This is a genomic window from Mesorhizobium sp. M0106 (genome assembly GCF_040322715.1).
Classification (GTDB): domain Bacteria; phylum Pseudomonadota; class Alphaproteobacteria; order Rhizobiales; family Rhizobiaceae; genus Mesorhizobium.
On record NZ_JAMYUA010000023.1, the window covers coordinates 1 to 14,826 of the forward strand.

At 63.7% G+C, this 14,826-nt stretch carries 16 protein-coding genes; 5 read left to right on the plus strand and 11 right to left on the minus strand.

Annotation, left to right across the window (positions count from 1 at the left end; genetic code table 11):
* Positions 1–257: 257 nt before the first annotated feature.
* The 9 genes from NKJ55_RS21410 to NKJ55_RS21450 form a co-directional block, all read right to left on the minus strand.
* Complete coding sequence (locus NKJ55_RS21410; protein WP_352451600.1) at positions 258–497, minus strand: DUF680 domain-containing protein; 240 nt, start codon at positions 495–497, stop codon at positions 258–260.
* A gap of 67 nt (positions 498–564) precedes the next feature.
* Entirely contained in the window at positions 565–771 is a 207-nt protein-coding gene (locus tag NKJ55_RS21415) for a DUF680 domain-containing protein (protein ID WP_352451601.1), read from the minus strand.
* Positions 772–841: 70 nt separating this feature from the next.
* Positions 842–1,045: a DUF680 domain-containing protein gene (locus tag NKJ55_RS21420; protein ID WP_292664977.1), complete on the minus strand. Its 204-nt coding sequence runs from the start codon at positions 1,043–1,045 to the stop codon at positions 842–844.
* A gap of 439 nt (positions 1,046–1,484) precedes the next feature.
* Positions 1,485–2,231, minus strand: a complete 747-nt coding sequence (locus NKJ55_RS21425) for an FAD-binding oxidoreductase (protein WP_352451602.1) — start codon at positions 2,229–2,231, stop codon at positions 1,485–1,487.
* The gene (locus NKJ55_RS21430) at positions 2,228–2,839 is read right to left on the minus strand and encodes a molybdopterin-dependent oxidoreductase (RefSeq protein WP_352451603.1); all 612 of its coding nucleotides are present in this window, start codon (positions 2,837–2,839) and stop codon (positions 2,228–2,230) included. The genes NKJ55_RS21425 and NKJ55_RS21430 overlap by 4 nt, the downstream gene beginning before the upstream one ends.
* Positions 2,840–2,972: 133 nt before the next feature.
* Entirely contained in the window at positions 2,973–4,526 is a 1,554-nt protein-coding gene (locus NKJ55_RS21435; RefSeq protein ID WP_352451604.1) for a DegQ family serine endoprotease, read from the minus strand.
* Between the two features lie 370 nt (positions 4,527–4,896).
* Entirely contained in the window at positions 4,897–5,622 is a 726-nt protein-coding gene (locus tag NKJ55_RS21440; protein ID WP_352451605.1) for an MBL fold metallo-hydrolase, read from the minus strand.
* Between the two features lie 16 nt (positions 5,623–5,638).
* Complete coding sequence (locus NKJ55_RS21445; RefSeq protein WP_352451606.1) at positions 5,639–6,805, minus strand: diphosphate--fructose-6-phosphate 1-phosphotransferase; 1,167 nt, start codon at positions 6,803–6,805, stop codon at positions 5,639–5,641.
* Between the two features lie 96 nt (positions 6,806–6,901).
* A complete protein-coding gene (locus NKJ55_RS21450) occupies positions 6,902–7,666 on the minus strand; it encodes a L,D-transpeptidase (protein ID WP_352451607.1) in 765 nt (254 codons plus the stop codon).
* Positions 7,667–7,850: 184 nt separating this feature from the next.
* On the opposite strand from NKJ55_RS21450, the gene NKJ55_RS21455 reads away from it, so the two are divergent.
* From NKJ55_RS21455 to xylB, 3 genes are all read left to right on the plus strand, one after another.
* On the plus strand, positions 7,851–8,474 hold the full coding sequence (locus NKJ55_RS21455; protein WP_352451608.1) for a LysE family translocator: 624 nt from the start codon (positions 7,851–7,853) through the stop codon (positions 8,472–8,474).
* 8 nt (positions 8,475–8,482) lie between these two features.
* A complete protein-coding gene (locus NKJ55_RS21460) occupies positions 8,483–9,808 on the plus strand; it encodes a tetratricopeptide repeat protein (protein WP_352451609.1) in 1,326 nt (441 codons plus the stop codon).
* 192 nt (positions 9,809–10,000) lie between these two features.
* Positions 10,001–11,455: a xylulokinase gene (gene xylB / locus NKJ55_RS21465; protein ID WP_352451677.1), complete on the plus strand. Its 1,455-nt coding sequence runs from the start codon at positions 10,001–10,003 to the stop codon at positions 11,453–11,455.
* 38 nt (positions 11,456–11,493) lie between these two features.
* On the opposite strand, the gene NKJ55_RS21470 is transcribed toward xylB, so the two are convergent.
* On the minus strand, positions 11,494–11,856 hold the full coding sequence (locus NKJ55_RS21470; protein ID WP_352451610.1) for a nuclear transport factor 2 family protein: 363 nt from the start codon (positions 11,854–11,856) through the stop codon (positions 11,494–11,496).
* Between the two features lie 110 nt (positions 11,857–11,966).
* Between NKJ55_RS21470 and xylA the strand changes: the two genes are divergently transcribed.
* Positions 11,967–13,292 (plus strand): xylose isomerase, encoded by a 1,326-nt coding sequence (gene xylA / locus NKJ55_RS21475; RefSeq protein WP_352451611.1) that lies wholly within the window; start codon positions 11,967–11,969, stop codon positions 13,290–13,292.
* Between the two features lie 133 nt (positions 13,293–13,425).
* On the opposite strand, the gene NKJ55_RS21480 is transcribed toward xylA, so the two are convergent.
* Complete coding sequence (locus tag NKJ55_RS21480; RefSeq protein ID WP_352451612.1) at positions 13,426–14,058, minus strand: TetR/AcrR family transcriptional regulator; 633 nt, start codon at positions 14,056–14,058, stop codon at positions 13,426–13,428.
* Positions 14,059–14,151: 93 nt separating this feature from the next.
* On the opposite strand from NKJ55_RS21480, the gene NKJ55_RS21485 reads away from it, so the two are divergent.
* The gene (locus NKJ55_RS21485) at positions 14,152–14,808 is read left to right on the plus strand and encodes an O-methyltransferase (RefSeq protein WP_352451613.1); all 657 of its coding nucleotides are present in this window, start codon (positions 14,152–14,154) and stop codon (positions 14,806–14,808) included.
* Positions 14,809–14,826: the final 18 nt, after the last annotated feature.

Below are 14,826 nucleotides of genomic sequence, written 5' to 3' on the forward strand. Positions count from 1 at the left end.
GGGCGCGCGTCCTTTTGCCCATCCTTCTATACAATATCTCGTGGGTCTTTCTCGGGGGGGTGCAGCCGACAATAACATCCTCCCGGGGGGGTGGCCCGCCCCCCCCCTCTTGTCTGGAATTCCAGTTCGGCCGTTAGAGCGGTTATCGTTTCACGGAACGCCGAACCGCTCTATCTCTTTGTTTTGACGCAATTCCCAAGGGAAAGCGCTACACGCTTTTCCCGGGAAAACCGTTTCACACTTTTCCTGGAATTGCTCTAGTTGTTGCCGAAGAGGTTGCGATCGGCGCCCTGGGGCGCGGACTTGGGCACATCGCCAGACGAATTCAGCAGCTTGTAGATCGGCGAGTTGCTGTCCCGCACCGAATACGTCTGCGTCTTGTCGACGTTGACGGTCGTCTGCTTGTTGATGTCGGTCCCGCCAACATTGTCGTTGCGGGCATAGGCACTGCCGGCGGCAATCAAGAGAGCGGCGGCAGTAAGAACAATCTTTTTCATTTGGGTACTCCTGGATTTTCGAAATCAAGCGGCGGGCATGCCGCCGCCTTGATGGTGGGATCGGCTGTTAGCTGTTGCCGAAGAGGTTACGGTCGGCGCCCTGGACAACCGGCTGCTTTTCAGCCTGGTCCGACGTCTTGACGGAAGCCGTGTAGGAGCTGTCGACCGAGACAGCAGGCGGGTTGGCTCCGTTGGAACCAAAGTTGTCGCTGCCGACGAAGGCGCTGCCGGTGATGGCCAAAACGGCGGCGGCAGCAAGAACGATCTTTTTCATCTTAATACTCCTGAATTTTTCAGATCCCGGACGGCGGATATGCCCGCCGCCCTGATGCTGGGATCGGCTGTTAGTTGTTGCCGAAGAGGTTACGGTCGGCGCCCTGGACAGGCTGCTGGTCAGCATGAGCCGGCTTCTGAATGGAAGCCGTATACGAGCTGTCGACCGAAGCGGCAGGCTGGTTCGCACCCTTGGAACCAAAGTTGTCGCTGCCAGCGAAGGCGCTGCCGGTGATGGCCAAAACGGCGACGGCGGCAAGAGCGATCTTTTTCATTTTAGTACTCCAGTATCTCAGTTTTTCCGTCCGTCCAGCGGCGTGTCTTGGGAGGAATTCGCGTCGTTCGGACAGCCCCGATGTGGGAAAGCCAATGGCCAGTTTCCAATCACGAAGTTTTTTGGTGTGGACCAAGAATCTACACCTTGAAATTGTGCCAGAGATTCCCTCCGCCACAATTTTATTGCTAAATATCAAGTAGATAGCCCATAGTATCGGTCTGGCTGCAAGGTGACTTGGGGAGGCAGCGTTCACAGCGTCCTGCACGCATTGTCAACAGAAACGAACCGTTCGGTTCGATTTTTTAAACCGATAAAAGTCGCGGCCGAGGTTCTTTGTCGAATCGTTAACCATTTCGGCCAAACGCGGCCTCACCGTTCTGCCGGTTTTCGGCCCGCTTATGCCGGCCGGCGAAGGCAGCAACCGCGCAAGAACCAGGTCAGACCCCGTAGCGTTCGGTGCGGATGAGAGCCGCGGGAACGCCGGCATCGATCAGCGCCTCGGCGGCGGCCGTCACGAACGCGTTCGAGCCGCAGACAAAGGCGAGCTTCGGCGGCGCCGGCAGCCTGGTCATGGCTTGCACCATCATCGCGGCGTCGACCCGCCGCGCATAATCCGACGATCGGCGGGCCGGCTCGCGCGTCAGCGTCAGCACCAGGTCGAAGCCATCCCGGCGCTCGGCGAGGTCGATCAGCTCGTCGCGAAAGATCACCTCGTCCCAGACCCGCGCCGAAAACACCAAGGCGGCGGCGACCAGCGATCCCCGCATCGCCCGGTGACGGAGCATCGACATCAGCGGCACCACGCCCGACCCACCGCCGACGAGCAGGAGCGGTCCGCCATCGCCGTCGGACCAGACGAAATGGCCGCCGAGCGGCCCGCGCAATTCGACCTCGTCGCCCACCGCCGCGATCTCGTGAAAGAACGGCGAGACCTCGCCGTCCTCGAGTTTTTCAATCGCCAGCTCGATGGTCTCGCCGGTCTCCGGCGCCGAGGCGATGGAGTAGGAGCGGCGCGCCTGATAGCCGTCCGGCGCCGTCAATCTGACATCGACATGCTGTCCGGCCCGGTAAGCGAAGGGCCGCGACGGCTGCAGGAAAAAGCTGGTGACGCGCGGCGTACGCTTTTGGATGCGGGTGATGGTGACCGTCTGCCAGGGCGACTGCGCCGCCGGTGCGTCGCTCATGGATCGTTCGTGTAGCGCTGCTCGCGCCACGGATCGCCATAGATATGATAGCCTCGCAACTCCCAGAAACCCGGCTCGTCACGCTCGGTGAACTGCAGCCCGTTCAGCCATTTGGCCGATTTCCAGAAATAGAGATGCGGAACGAGCAGCCGGGCCGGGCCGCCATGGTCAGACGTGATCGGCTTGCCTTCATAAAGCAGCGCCACCATCGCCTTGCCGCCGGTGAGATCCTTCGTCGGCACGTTGGTGGAATAGCCGTCGAAACCCAGCGCCAGCGTGAAGGCGGTGGGCGGCTCGATGCCGGCGTCGGCAAGGATGTCGTCGACGAGCACGCCCTGCCACGCCGTGTCGAACTTGGTCCATGCGGTGACGCAATGGATGTCGCGCGTCATCTTGGTCAAGGGCAGCGCGTTGAACTCGGCCCAGTTCCACTTCTTGATCGGCCGCGGCCCGTGCTTAAGCGTGAACGACCAATCCTCGGTGCGGACATGCGGCGTCGGGCCGGCCGACAGGACCGGGAAACCTTGCTCGAGATATTGCCCCGGCGGGATACGTGCATCCGTATCCGTCGGCGGCTTTCGTCCGGAAGAGAAGCCTCGGGTAACCATCGAGAATATCCGTTTGCGCAAGGTCCAACCGACCTTTGTCAGTTTTCTCGAAGATGCGAGCCCGGGCAACCGAAATCTTGGCTCCGGCCTGGCGGCAATGCTCTACATCGATCATGGCAGCGCGGCGCCCGCTTCAGCCACTGGCGAAGGGCACGGCGACGAACATCTGGGCGTCGCCGCGCTCGACAAGCAGCAGCACCGATTTCTTGCCGGATTTGGCAGCCTGCACAATCGCCTGGTTAGCCTGTCTGGCGCTCCTCACCGGAGTCTGGTCGACGCCGACGATGATGTCGCCGGGCTGGATGCCGGAAGCCGACGCCGCCTTGTTCGGGTCGACGCGCTCGACCAGTGCGCCGTGCTGGTTTTCTGGCAGGTTCATTGCCTGGCGCACATCAGGAGTGACGTCCATCAGGCCGAGACCGAGCGCCGGTGCGCGAAGGCCCTGCCCCGTCGACGGCTGACCTGAATCGCCGGTCACCGATCCCGTCGCCGTGTCGTCTTCGTTGCGCCCGATCTCGACGGAGATCTGCAGGCTTTTCCCCTTGCGCCAGACATTGAGGGCTTCCCTCGTGCCAGGCGCAACGTCAGCGACGGCGCGCGACAGATCCCTCGGATCCTTTATGTCCTGGCCGGCGAAGCTGGTAATGACATCGCCGGTCTCGATGCCGGCCTTGGCGGCCGGCGATCCGTCGCTGACCTGCGCGACCAGCACGCCGGTAGGGTGATCGAGGCCGATGGCGCTCGCCACATCAGGCGTCACCGGCTGGATCTGGACGCCGAGATAGCCGTACTGGATGGAGCCGCCCTTCATCAGCTTGGCGACGACCTTTTGCGCCTGGTCCGAGGGGATGGCGAAGCCGACGCCGACGCTGCCGCCATTCGGCGAAAAGATCGCGGTGTTGATGCCGACGACATCGCCGTACACATCCGTCAGCGGGCCGCCGGAATTGCCCCGGTTGATCGGTGCGTCGATCTGGATGAAGTCGTCAAACGGGCCGCTGTGCAGATCGCGGCCGCGCGCCGAGACAATGCCGGCGGTGACCGTGGTGCCAAGGCCGAAAGGATTGCCGAAGGCGAGCACCTGGTCGCCCGGCATGAGCTTGTCCGAATCGCCCCATTTGACGGTCGGCAAGGGCTTGCCGGCGTTGACCTTGAGCACGGCAAGGTCGTTCTTCGTGTCATGGCCGATCAATTTGGCGGGAAGCTCGGTGCCGTCGTCGAGCATCACCTTGACCGACTGGGCGCCGTCGACGACGTGATTGTTGGTGACGATCATGCCGTCGGCACCGACGATGAAGCCTGAGCCGAGGGCCTCGGTGCGCGGCGCCTGTTCCGGCGGTGTCTTGGGGGCGGGCAGTCCCTGGTCACCGAAGAAACGGCGGAAATAGTCGTCGAAAGGCGAGTTGCCACCGAACTCGTTGCCACCGAATGGGGAGGCCTCGCTCGTGGTGTCCGACTGCGCCGATTTCATGAGGGTGGTGATCGTCACCACTGCCGGTTTGTCGGCCGCCACGACCGGAGCGAACGAGCCGCGGGGCGCCGTCATGCCGGTGACAGGTGGGGTCACTGTTGCCGCCAGGACATCATTCAGCCTGGGAGCGAAGGACAGGGCGAAGGGGCTGACGATCAGCGCGGCGCCCAGCAGAGCGGCGACGCGATGTCTGCGAAGGGTCTGGATTGGTGACATGGCCGTTGTCCGGGCGAGAGATTGGTCTTGCGCCGCGACGTTCCGTCACCGGAACAATTCATCGGCGCGTCGGTCGTCGGCCTTGCCTGTCTCGCCTGTCACGGCAGCCGACCGGATCGACAGCCCCGCATCTAGGGCGCCGATCGTGGTTTCCAGACAATATTACGAAGATTTAATTTCCAGCCGGCAACCGCCTCGCGGCGTTGCCGCCGAAACCCGAAAATACAAAACCCGCCTCGGGAGGGGCGGGTCGGTTGGGGCGAATCAGCACCATACCGATATTAGTAGCATAGCTGCCGGCACAAAGCAAGAACAAAATAGCTGCCCAAGACAAATCGCTTCAGATTTGCGCCGCCTCAGCCGAGGCCTCCTATTCGCCTTTCCGGTCCGTCCGGCTGAGATAGGTGGTGGCGATCTCGCGCATCCGCCTGCCATCGAAGCTCGGTCCATGGCCGCCATGGCCGATCCGGATCGGCAGCTCGAGCAGGCGCTGCATCGTGCGGCGATAGGCGGCACGATCCGAATCCGGCAGGTCGTCGATCAGCATGGCGTCGTAGATGGCGTCGCCGGCGAAGAACAGGCCGTCAGCCTCGTCGAACAGCGCGATCGAATCCGGAGAGTGGCCGGGCAGATGCAGGACGCGGAATTGGCGGTCGCCGAGGTCGATCCTGTCGCCCTCGTCCAGGGTCCGGGCCAGAGGCGCCGGCGCAATCCTGTAGTCGGCCGCCTTCCAGCCCTTTGCCGGCAGCCTGGAGACGGCGCCTTCCAGATCATGGAACATGTAGGCGTAGGTCACCGCTTCATCCATGCTGTCGAACTGCGCGGCGCTGTGGCGCGGCCCTGCCCGCAGCGGAAACTCGTGCAGCGAGCCGACATGATCGAGATGGATATGCGTGGCGACGACGAGCAGCGGCTTGCCGGACGGCGTGTCGATCTGCGGCGCCAGCGGGCAGATCCCCATGCCGGTGTCGACCAGCAGGTCGACATCGCGGCCGCGCAGATGCCAGATGTTGGCGCGCACGAATTCGTGCACGAAGGGCTCGGTCAGCATCGTCGTATTGGCGTTGACGATGGTTTTGCTGAACCAGCTGTCCATCAGATCAAGGCCGGCATCAGACGAACGGCTTGCCGACCTTGTACTTTTGCGGGACCAGCCGCTTCAGATAGGCCATCCCCGCATCGGACAGCCGGTTGACATCCGGCAGCATGAAATCATCCGGCATATGGCGCGTCTTGCCGGCGACGTTCTTCAGCGGCACCTTCTTCAGCACGGTTTTCTTGCCGTCATATTGCAGCGCCACCGAACCGCCCCCCTCGTCGGCCACCGTGACCGCGAAGGCACCGGCATCGAAGGCCTCCTGCGCGTCCACCGCGCTGATGGCACCAACATAGCCGCGCGGCATATAGCCGAGCGCATCGACGCGCGCCCGCTTGCCCGGCAATCCTTCGGCGAGCGCGCGCTCCAAGGCTGCCGGCAGGTCGCTGCCCGACAGCTTGACGTTGCCGTGCTGGTCGCGCTCCAGCCTTTCCGGCGGCACCAGGCTTTCGACCAGCGCTTTGCCGTCGGCGGTGCTGACGCCTTCGGAGACGGCAACGATGCAGCGCTTGTGGCGGTCGAGCGTTGCACGAACGTCGTCGATAAAGCCCGCCGCGGAGAACGGCCGCTCCGGCACGTAGACGAGATGCGGGCCGCTGTCCTGATCGAGCTGCCAGGCCGCGGACGCGGCCGTCAGGAAGCCGGCATGCCGCCCCATGACGATGCCGACATAAATGCCCGGCAAAGCGCGGAAATCGAGATCGACCGAAAGAAACGCGCCGGCGACGAACTCGGCCGCCGACATGAAGCCGGGCGTGTGATCGTTCTCCTCGAGATCGTTGTCGATGGTTTTCGGCGCGTGGACGAAGGCGATCTTGCCGCCGGCGGCGTCGGTGAGGATCTGCTGCGTGCCCGAGGTGTCGTTGCCGCCGATATAGATGAAGGCATCGGCGCCGGCTTTCTTCAAGCCGTTGAGGATGAGGTCGCAATAGGCGGCATCCGGCTTGTCGCGCGTCGAACCAAGCGCAGCGCTCGGTGTCGCCGCGATCAGCCGCAGGCGGTCCTCGGGGATGGCGGAAAGATCGACGTAATTGCCGTCACGAATTCCGCGCACGCCGTGGATGGATCCCAGCACCTTGGCGCCGGGATGCCGCTTGCGGATTTCGAGCGCAGCACCCACCACGGTCTGGTTGATGACGGCGGTCGGGCCGCCGCCTTGCGCGATGACAAAAGTTCCGGCCATTGTTCACGTCTCCCGGGCGATGAAAATCGCAGGCACATTCGCCTGTCTTGCGGCATCGCGCAACGGCAGAGTGATCGCTGAAAGCGAAGCCGCCGGTCAGACGACGACGACCGGATTCTTCTTGGAGACGCGGCTGTAGAGATCGATGATGTCCTGGTTGATCAGGCGTACGCAGCCCGACGACATCGCCTGGCCGATGCTACGCCATTCGGGCGAGCCGTGGATGCGATAGCCGGTGTCGCTGCCGTTCTGATAGATGTAGAGGGCACGCGCGCCGAGCGGATTGTCGAGGCCGCCCGGCTGTCCGCTCTGCCATTTCACCAGCTCCGGCTTGCGGGCGATCATCTCGGCCGGTGGGGTCCAGACCGGCCATTCCTTGCCATACTGGATGTTGGCGCGGCCCGACCAGCGGAATCCGTCCTTGCCGATGCCGACGCCGTAACGGATCGCTTCGCCGCCGGGCTGCACCAGATAGAGCAGCCGCTCTTGCGAATGCACGACGATCGTGCCGGGTTGCTCGCCGGTCGGATCGACGACAATCTGGCGGCGGAATTCCGGCTTGACCTTGAGGTAGGGCACCTCCGGCACATTGAAGCCACCGTCGGTGAGCGAAGCGTACATCACGTCTGGGCTGGTGATGTTCTTGTCGACGCTGATGCTCGGCCGGACGGGCCGGATCGAGCCGGTGGTGACGTCGTCGAGCTGAAGCGACGGCAGATCCAGCGTCTGGCTGCAGCCGGCGACGCCAAGCAGCGCCAGCGCACCGGCGCCGGACAGCACCGTGCGGCGGGAAAGCTGTATCTCGGTTTCGATTGCGTCGCCATTATGCGGCAGCGACAGACCGTGCGGCAACTCACGCATTTACCCAAACCCCACGCTATCGGCGGGAAACACGGTCCGGCCGGATAGCAGGCATTTTCACCAATCATGGTTGAAAAAGCGTGAAGGCCGGCCGGCGTTAACGAGGGGCTTTTTCGGTTTTTGCCTCTTTACATCTTCGCGAGGCCAAGGATTTATCCTCTTCTTTGAGCTCAAGGAGAAGAAAATGTCCTTCGAAAACTGGGCCGCCTTTGCCGCCGCCTCGGCAGTCCTTCTGGTCATTCCGGGCCCGACCATCCTGCTGGTGGTGTCCTATGCGCTCGGCCAGGGCTGGCGCACCGCGCTGCCGATGGCAGTCGGCGTGGCGCTCGGCGACTTCACCGCGATGACATTGTCGATGCTGGGCATCGGTGCGCTGCTGGCGGCGTCGGCCACCGTGTTTACCGTGCTGAAGGTGATCGGCGCCGGCTATCTGATCTATCTCGGCATCAAGCTGTTTCGCGCCGGCGGCGCGCTCCGGGCCGAACCGCGCACCGATGCGGTGTCGTCGGCGAAAATGATGGCGCATGCCTGGCTGGTTACCGCGCTCAATCCGAAAAGCATCACCTTTTTCGTCGCCTTCCTGCCGCAGTTCCTCGACCGGCATGCGGATTTCTGGACACAGATGCTGATCTTCGAGACGACCTTCCTGGCGCTCGCCTTCGCCAATGCCTTCGGTTATGCGCTGATCGCCGCAAGGGCGCGCAACGTGGTGCGCAATCCAAAGGCGATCCGCATCTTCAACCGCACCGGCGGCACGCTGCTGGTTAGCGCCGGCATCGCGACAGTGGCGATGCGCTCGGGCAACTGAGGCAAACCATGGCGGTGAGCGACGCATTTGGCCTGACGCTGTCTGGCGCGACGGAGACCGGGCTCTCGTCCTACAGCCGGGCTGTGCGCGAATTGCAGTGCTTCATCGGCGATCCTGTCGGTTCCGTTGACCGGGCAATCGCCGAAGATCCCGGCTTCGTCATGGCGCATGTGTTCAAGGGTTATCTCTTTGGCCTTGCCACAGAGCGCGAAGCGACGGCGGTGGCCAAGGCATGTCACGAGGCAGCGCTGCCACTTGCCGCGACGACGCGCGAGCAGGCGCATGTCGCCGCCCTTGGCCACCTTGCAGAGGGACGCTGGCACGAAGCCGCCCGCGTGCTGGAGGATATCGCCATCGAGTTTCCGCTCGATGCGCTGGCGCTGCAGACCGGCCACCAGATCGACTTCTTCACCGGCAATGCGCGCATGCTGCGCGACCGCATCGGCCGTGCACTGCCGTCCTGGCAGAGCGGCATGCCGGGCTACCATGCCATACTCGGCATGCAAGCCTTCGGGCTGGAAGAGATGGGCGACTACGCGCGCGCCGAAAAACTTGGCCGCACGGCGGTCGATATCGAGCCGCGCGACGGCTGGGCCCAGCATGCGGTGGCCCATGTCATGGAGATGCAGAGCCGGCAGAAGGACGGCATTCTGTGGATGCGCGCCAATCCCGAAGCGTGGACGCGGGAAAGCTTCCTGCAGGTGCATAATTGGTGGCATCTGGCGCTGTTCCATTATGATCTCGGCGAAACCGACGAGGTGCTGGCGCTCTACGACGGGCCGATCTATGGCGAGCGCTCGACGCTGGCGCTCAACATGGTCGATGCCTCGGCGATCCTGTGGCGGCTGCATCTCGGCGGCGTCGATGTCGGCGAGCGCTGGACGGCACTCGCCGCCAACTGGTTGCCCAAGGCCAGCGCCGGCCATTATGCCTTCAATGACGCCCACGCGATGATGGCGTTTGTCGGCGCCGGCCTCGAAGCGCCGGCCCGCGGCTTGCTCGAGGCGCAGCGCGAGGCGATGCGCGGCAAGGACGACAACGCTGCTTTCACCAGGGATGTCGGCCATCCCCTGACGCTCGCCATCAAGGCATTCGGCGAGGGCAATTATGCCGGGACGATACGTCTGATCCGGCCGATCCGGGCAATCGCCCATCGCTTCGGCGGCAGCCACGCACAACGCGACGTCATCGACCTGACGCTGATCGAAGCGGCATTGCGTTCCGGTGATGGCGCGCTGGCGAGGGCGCTTGCGGCGGAACGCGCGCTGGCACGGCCGGACAGCCCGTTGTCGGCACTGTTTTCACGGCGTGCAACCGCTCTCGCGGCGAATTGACCAAGGCCACATCTTGCCTTAAAAACTGCCCCGACCAGATTTTTTCGAGCGTCGAAAAAATCTTCGCGTGTTGACCGGGGTGCGTTTCCGGCGGCACGATTGCCGGGATATCTTCGCCGCCCGTGTCACAGGACTGGGCGGGGAAAGCAAGAAAGACCGTCGCCGCCAGGCATGACGGACATGGGAGGAAACATGTATCTCGGCCTCGATCTCGGCACCTCGGGCGTCAAGGCGCTGCTGATCGATGCAAGGCAGAGCATCGTCGGTTCCGGCCATGCGCCGCTCGACGTGTCGCGCCCGCATCCCGGCTGGTCCGAGCAGAACCCGGCCGACTGGATGCGCGCCTGCGAAGCGGCGGTCGGCGAGCTGCGGTCCATACATGCGAAGGAACTCGCGGCGGTCAAAGGCATCGGCCTTTCCGGCCATATGCATGGCGCCACCCTGCTCGATGCCGCCGACCAGGTGCTGCGCCCTTGCATCCTGTGGAACGACACGCGCAGCCACGCCGAGGCGGCCGCACTCGACGCCGACCCGCCCTTTCGCAAGCTGACCGGCAACATCGTCTTTCCCGGTTTCACCGCGCCAAAGCTGGCCTGGGTCAGGAACAACGAACCGGATGTTTTCGCCAAGGTGGCAAAGGTCCTGCTACCGAAGGACTTTTTGCGGCTCTGGCTCGCCGGCGAGCACATTTCGGAAATGTCGGATTCGGCTGGCACGTCGTGGCTCGATGTCGGCAAACGAGCCTGGTCCGCCGAACTGCTCGCTGTCACGTCGCTCGACGAAAGGCAGATGCCGTCGTTGGTCGAAGGCACGGCCAAGGCCGGTGCCTTGCGCGCCGAACTGGCCGCGAAATGGGGCATGCAGGCGGGCATCCCGATCGCCGGCGGTGCCGGCGACAATGCGGCTTCGGCCTGCGGCATGGGCACTGTCGGCGCCGGCCAGGCGTTCGTCTCGCTCGGCACGTCGGGCGTGCTTTTTGCCGCCAACGCGTCCTATCTGCCCAATCCGGAAAGCGCCGTGCATACCTTCTGCCACGCACTGCCCGGCACCTGGCACCAGATGGGCGTCATCCTGTCGGCAACCGATTCGCTCAACTGGCTGTCGGGGATCGCTGGAAAAAGCGCCGGCGAGTTGACCGCCGAACTCGGCGAAGCGCTGCAGGCGCCGAGCGGCGTCTCCTTCCTGCCGTACCTGTCAGGCGAGCGGACGCCTCACAATGATTCCGTCATTCGGGGCGCCTTTACCGGGCTTGCCCACGAATCCGGCCGCGCGGCGCTGACTCAGGCCGTGCTCGAAGGCGTCGCCTTCGCTTTCCGCGACAGCCTCGAAGCCCTGGCCAAAGCCGGCACGACGCTGACCCGGGTGACGGCGATCGGCGGCGGCTCGCGTTCGCGCTACTGGCTGAAGGCCATCGCCACAGCGCTTGGCCTGCCCATCGATATTCCAGCCGACGGCGATTTCGGCGCCGCCTTCGGAGCGGCCCGGCTTGGCCTGATCGCGGCGACAGGCGCCGATCCGCGCGCCGTGTGCACGGCGCCGGCGACGGACGCCACGGTCGAGCCGGTCGCCGCCCTCGGCGGTGCCTATGCAGATGCCTATCAGCGCTACCGCCAGCTTTACCCGGCGATCAGGAGCGCCACGGCGTGAGCGGTTTCCCGCCCTCGCCGTGGCCTGCCGAGAAGGCCTCACTGTGCCGGCACCTTGTCGAGAAAGCCGGTGACGCTTTTCAGCCGGCCATTTTCGATGACGCCGATATCGGTGCCCTCGATGACGGATTCGGTGCCGTCCGGCCCGAGGTTCCAGGAGAAGCGGATGGTATCGGCGAAGCCGTCCGGCTTGCCTTTCAGCGAGAACCTGAAGCCGGCAAAGCGCTGCTGCACGCCGTCGATCAGCGCCGCGATGCCGTCATGGCCGTCGCCCCGCATGATCGGATCGCGATAGCCGACGTCCTCGGTGAAGGTTGCCTCGAGCAAGGCTTTTCTGCGCGCGGCGTCGCTCTCGTTCCAGGCGGCGATGTAGTTTTCGGCAATGGTGTTGAGGTCGGTCATGGTCTGTCTCCTTCGTTGGGTGGCTTTGACATGAGCCTTTTCGACCAGCGTCAGCGCGAAACCAATTACGCCTGAGGTAATCAGGCCGGACCATGCGAGAGGAAAAGAACATGAGCAGCGGTTTTTTCGGCGACATCCAACAGATCAAATACGAGGGACCGGATTCGACCAATCCGCTGGCCTACCGGTTCTACAATCCCGACGAGATTGTCGCCGGCAAGCGGCTGGAAGACCATCTGCGCTTTGCCGTCGCTTATTGGCATTCCTTTGCCTGGCCGGGCGGCGATCCGTTCGGCGGCCAGACGTTCGACCGGCCGTGGTTTCCGAAGGCCGGCAGCACCGACACGATGGAGTTGGCCAAGCTCAAGGCCGACGTCGCCTTCGAGATGTTTTCGTTGCTGGGTGCGCCTTATTTCTGCTTCCACGATGCCGACGTGCGGCCGGAGGGCCGGGACTTTTCCGAAAGTGCGGCGCGGCTCGACGAGATCGCCGATTACTTCTCGGGAAAGATGAAGCAGACCGGCGTCAAGCTGTTGTGGGGCACGGCCAACCTGTTCTCCAACCGCCGCTTCATGTCAGGCGCCGCCACCAATCCCGATCCGGACGTCTTTGCCTATTCGGCGGCGACGGTGAAACACTGCATCGACGTCACCAAGCGTCTGAACGGCGAGAACTACGTGCTGTGGGGCGGCCGCGAGGGCTATGAGACGCTGCTCAACACCGACCTTGCCCGCGAGCAGGAACAGGCCGGCCGTTTCCTCAACCTGGTCGTCGATTACAAGCACAGGATCGGCTTCGAAGGCACCATCCTGATCGAGCCGAAGCCGCAGGAGCCGACCAAGCACCAGTACGATTACGACGTCGCCACCGTCTACGGCTTCCTCAAGCGTTTCGGACTGGAGAACGAGGTCAAGCTCAACATCGAGCAGGGCCACGCCATCCTGGCCGGCCATTCGTTCGAACATGAACTGGCGCTGGCCAATGCGCTCGGCATTTTCGGTTCGATCGACATGAACCGCAACGACTACCAGTCGGGCTGGGATACCGACCAGTTCCCGAACAATGTGCCGGAGATGGCACTGGCCTACTATCAGGTGCTGCAGGCCGGCGGCTTCAAGACCGGCGGCACCAATTTCGACGCCAAGCTCAGGCGCCAGTCGCTCGATCCGCAGGATCTGCTGATCGGCCATATCGGCGGCATGGATTGCTGCGCTCGCGGCCTCAAGGCAGCGGCACGAATGGTCGAGGACAAGGCGCTGTCCGCCCCGCTCGCCGAGCGCTATGCCGGCTGGGATTCGGCCGAGGCCAAGGCGATGCTTGCCGGCAAGCGCACGCTCGAGGAAATCGCCGAGCGCGTCGTCAAAGAGAAGATCGAGCCGCAGCCCAGATCCGGCCGCCAGGAATTGCTCGAAAACATCGTCAACCGGTACGTCTGAGGCGTACCGTTTTCATGGCCGCATTGTTCAGCGGCCGCCGGCTAAAGACGGCTTTCCGCGGGGCTGAACCGACGAAGGTTTTGCCCCGTGTGAAACTCGCGTGGCCTGTTCGCTGACCGGGTTTTGGCGCGTCTTAGCCGTGATCGAGGCCTCTCAGGTAGGCGCAGAACATGTCGGCCATGGCGTCGGCGTAGGCTTCAATCTCCGCGGGGGTTCGGGGCAACTCCGAGAACTGCTTCCCCACCGTGCTGAGCGTCGTCATGACCAGATCGCCGGCCAATTCGCGAGTCGCTTGCGCGGCGTTGGGCAACGCCTCCTGCATGAAGAGCTGGATGGTGCGGTCTCCGGACGCCCTTGCCGTCTGCGCCTCGGGCGCGTCGCGGTAAAGCGGTGCGGCGTCGTCGAGCGCCACACGCACCGCAGCCTCCTCACACTCCGAGCGGAGGAAGGCGTGGACCAGGGCGCGCAGCCGGTCAAGCGGCGGTTTCCTGACGTCCTCGAGGATGTCGCGCAGCAAATCGGTCGTCCGCCGCCATTCGTCGCTCTGGAGCCGGAACAGGATCGCCGCCTTGTTCGGAAAATACTGATACAGCGATCCGACGCTGACGCCGGCCTTCTCGGCCACCCGTGCCGTGGTGAAGCGCTGCGCGCCTTCCTTCGCCAAAACCTGAACAGCAGCCTGCAAAATCGCAGCGACGAGCTCCGCCGAGCGGGCTTGCTTGGGCTGTTTTCGCGAGGAAATCCGGGAGCTTCGGTGATCGCTCATTGAGGGGCGCGCCAATGCGATTAGTGAATGCGAATGATTAGTCGTATTTTGAGTGCCGCACAAGAACGCATTCCATTCCGACTGGAGACCGATATGACCATACTGACGACAACGCCGCTCGCGCCCCTGCTGGACCGCCTGTTCGAGGAAGCCGCTGCCGCAACGAGCCCCGCGGTGGCGGAACTCTCCGTCGAGGAGCGGATGCGGCTGGTTCGAAGCAAGACCGAATACCTCGATTTCTATGGGCGGCTAAAGGACCTCTGGCTTCCCGTCTCGCGAGAGACCGGCATGCTGCTCTACATGCTGGCACGAGGCAGCGGCGCAAGGACGATCGTTGAATTTGGAACCTCGTTCGGCATCTCGACCCTGCACCTTGCCGCAGCCTTGCGGGACAATGGCGGCGGCCGCCTGATCACCAGCGAGTTCGAGCCATCCAAGGTCGCGCGCGCGAGGAGTAACCTGACAGCAGGCGGTCTCATTGACATGGTGGAAATCCGCGAAGGAGACGCGCTGCAAACATTAAGCGTCGATCTTCCCGAAAGCGTCGACCTGCTTCTGCTCGACGGCGCCAAAGCGCTCTATCCCGAGATCTTGAGTCTGGTTGAAAGCCGCCTCAGGCCGGGCGCCTTCGTCGTTGCCGACAACGCAGATCTTTGCCCCGAATACCTCGAGCGGGTGCGCTCGACCGGGAGTGGCTACATGTCCACGCCGTTCGGCGAGGATGTTGAACTGTCGATGCGGCTTGGCTGAAGCACTGCCTGACCTGCC

Bases quoted from the DNA above. Each gene is read 5' to 3' on its own strand.
- NKJ55_RS21410 (WP_352451600.1), bottom strand. From the start codon at position 497: ATGAAAAAGATTGTTCTTACTGCCGCCGCTCTCTTGATTGCCGCCGGC.
- NKJ55_RS21415 (WP_352451601.1), bottom strand. From the start codon at position 771: ATGAAAAAGATCGTTCTTGCTGCCGCCGCCGTTTTGGCCATCACCGGC.
- NKJ55_RS21420 (WP_292664977.1), bottom strand. From the start codon at position 1,045: ATGAAAAAGATCGCTCTTGCCGCCGTCGCCGTTTTGGCCATCACCGGC.
- NKJ55_RS21425 (WP_352451602.1), bottom strand. From the start codon at position 2,231: ATGAGCGACGCACCGGCGGCGCAGTCGCCCTGGCAGACGGTCACCATC.
- NKJ55_RS21430 (WP_352451603.1), bottom strand. From the start codon at position 2,839: ATGGTTACCCGAGGCTTCTCTTCCGGACGAAAGCCGCCGACGGATACG.
- NKJ55_RS21435 (WP_352451604.1), bottom strand. From the start codon at position 4,526: ATGTCACCAATCCAGACCCTTCGCAGACATCGCGTCGCCGCTCTGCTG.
- NKJ55_RS21440 (WP_352451605.1), bottom strand. From the start codon at position 5,622: ATGGACAGCTGGTTCAGCAAAACCATCGTCAACGCCAATACGACGATG.
- NKJ55_RS21445 (WP_352451606.1), bottom strand. From the start codon at position 6,805: ATGGCCGGAACTTTTGTCATCGCGCAAGGCGGCGGCCCGACCGCCGTC.
- NKJ55_RS21450 (WP_352451607.1), bottom strand. From the start codon at position 7,666: ATGCGTGAGTTGCCGCACGGTCTGTCGCTGCCGCATAATGGCGACGCA.
- NKJ55_RS21455 (WP_352451608.1), top strand. From the start codon at position 7,851: ATGTCCTTCGAAAACTGGGCCGCCTTTGCCGCCGCCTCGGCAGTCCTT.
- NKJ55_RS21460 (WP_352451609.1), top strand. From the start codon at position 8,483: ATGGCGGTGAGCGACGCATTTGGCCTGACGCTGTCTGGCGCGACGGAG.
- xylB (WP_352451677.1), top strand. From the start codon at position 10,001: ATGTATCTCGGCCTCGATCTCGGCACCTCGGGCGTCAAGGCGCTGCTG.
- NKJ55_RS21470 (WP_352451610.1), bottom strand. From the start codon at position 11,856: ATGACCGACCTCAACACCATTGCCGAAAACTACATCGCCGCCTGGAAC.
- xylA (WP_352451611.1), top strand. From the start codon at position 11,967: ATGAGCAGCGGTTTTTTCGGCGACATCCAACAGATCAAATACGAGGGA.
- NKJ55_RS21480 (WP_352451612.1), bottom strand. From the start codon at position 14,058: ATGAGCGATCACCGAAGCTCCCGGATTTCCTCGCGAAAACAGCCCAAG.
- NKJ55_RS21485 (WP_352451613.1), top strand. From the start codon at position 14,152: ATGACCATACTGACGACAACGCCGCTCGCGCCCCTGCTGGACCGCCTG.